Here is a 613-nt window from a genome sequence, read left to right as displayed (position 1 = left end):
ATGGGCTAAAATACAGATACTTACGAAGTAGATATAAACTAGTTGTTAACCAATGTTAAGTYTTKKGCAATTACTTATCGATTTGCTCAGCTTTTTTTACTCAACAACAACAACAACAATTTAATCAACAAGAGAATGATCGCTTGAATGACGCCATCAAACAAGCAGAGTTAACTAATCTGAAAAACAAATCAGTCCACACTTTTTTACAATACCCTAAACTTCTTTTATGCACAGTCTGTGCAATACTCTGAAAACCTTTCTCGTGGCATTATGCTACTTTCTGAAATTATGCGTTATGCATAAGACGATGATGAGGAAGGGAAGTTCATTTGAGTAAAGAAGTAGCGCAAATACAAAACTATGTCGAACTTAATCAACTACGTTTTGACAATAGGTTGTGTGTGCAATTAAATATCAAGGGCAATTTGGAATATCGCCGTATTGTGCCTTTGATTCTATTAACTTTTGTAGAAAATGCTTTCAAATTTGGAGATTTGTCGAACCCCGATCACCCACTTTTGATAGAAATTTTGGTCAAAGAAAACCACTTAATATTTAAAACTTATAATAAAAAGTGTTCCGAAGCTAAAAAACAATCAGGAGGTATTGG

Annotated in this window: 1 pseudogene; it reads left to right on the top strand. The window is 33.4% G+C overall.

Going from position 1 to position 613, the window contains the following annotated elements:
• Positions 1-404: 404 nt before the first annotated feature.
• Positions 405-613: pseudogene (locus BWI92_RS27955) on the top strand (histidine kinase); the annotation flags it as partial.

It is taken from the genome of Flectobacillus sp. BAB-3569, from assembly GCF_002270355.1.
Lineage (GTDB): Bacteria > Bacteroidota > Bacteroidia > Cytophagales > Spirosomataceae > Flectobacillus > Flectobacillus roseus.
The sequence above is the reverse complement of the archived record's forward strand: the minus strand, read 5'-3'. Positions and strand labels throughout refer to the sequence as shown.